This window comes from Acinetobacter sp. 228 (genome assembly GCF_048147885.1).
In genome coordinates this window covers 1-1,012 of sequence record NZ_JAYWYV010000634.1, presented here as the reverse complement: position 1 = coordinate 1,012, position 1,012 = coordinate 1, and the positions used below count along the sequence as shown (strand labels likewise).

The 1,012-nt window shown below is 40.9% G+C and carries 2 protein-coding genes; both read left to right on the top strand.

Features of this window, described 5'->3' with window-relative positions; translation table 11 throughout:
- Positions 1-333: DUF2612 domain-containing protein (locus tag VXQ92_RS21455; RefSeq protein WP_416683113.1), on the top strand; the 333-nt coding region annotated here is incomplete at its 5' end.
- Positions 326-934: a hypothetical protein gene (locus VXQ92_RS21450; RefSeq protein ID WP_000359221.1), complete on the top strand. Its 609-nt coding sequence runs from the start codon at positions 326-328 to the stop codon at positions 932-934. The genes VXQ92_RS21455 and VXQ92_RS21450, both read left to right, overlap by 8 nt.
- Positions 935-1,012 lie beyond the last annotated feature (78 nt).

Sequence of the window (1,012 nt, the reverse complement as noted above, 5' to 3'; positions counted from 1 at the left end):
ACCTTCGGTGAAACGGATAACCCAGATATTGGTGGTTTTTGGCGCGAATCAGGTGTCAGTAGTTATCGTGGCCAGAGCACCCCCCCTCAAAAATTACCCTCAGTTGTTAAAGCTAAAATCTTGTTAAACAACTGTGATTGCACTCTCGATGAAGCATTTGAAATCTGCAAGCTATTAACTGATGTGCCTTTCAAGCTAAAGGACAACAGAGACATGACCGTTACTTTTGAATTTCTTGCAGAGTTTCAACCTATAGATAAAGAACTAGTCCGCTTGTTATTTCCTTTACCAAGTGGAGTTGAGCTAATTTTTTCGGATGAAGTAGATGGATAAGTTAGAAGAATTTAGCCTGAACGGGCCAAAAAATACCGATGGACTAACTTTATTAAGTGGCTTTCCATCAAATCAGAAACCCGCTCGTCAATGGTTTAACTGGTTATTTAATTCAATAACCAAAAAGATTAATGAAATCATTGATGGCAAGCTGGATGCAGGTGCTAATGCTGTTTCTGCAGCAAAGTTAGAAAAGGGACGAAAGATAAATTTCACTGGTGTAATCCAGGGTAGTGGCACATTTGATGGCTCTAAAGATATTACTATCGATACGGTCGACGGTGGAACCATAGGTGAAAAAGCTATCGCTATTATTCGCCTCAACGGCTCAACGTTCGATTTAGTCAAAAGCCGTGGCTTTGCTTCAGTTGAAAATAAAGGTGGCGGCCAAATCGAATTTACTTTGAGTGAGGATGCACCTGATACAGATTATGGCATCGTATGTACTGGAACAAGCAATCGAGCTGATGCAGTTAGCTTGCAAGAGCGTGAAGACTTTGCCCGGACAAACACCAAATTCCGTCTGATGGGAGCATTTGGTGGTGATAATACACAAGGTGCTTATACCCCTCAAATATGCACTGTAGTCGTCTATTACTAAACTGATTTTTTAAATTTTATGACCGCCTTCTGGCGGTTTTTTGTTGCATGGAGATCCAAAAAGATGGCAACAAACTGG

Excerpts from the sequence above, each read along its gene's own strand:
- VXQ92_RS21450 (WP_000359221.1), top strand. The coding sequence starts at position 326 with ATGGATAAGTTAGAAGAATTTAGCCTGAACGGGCCAAAAAATACCGAT.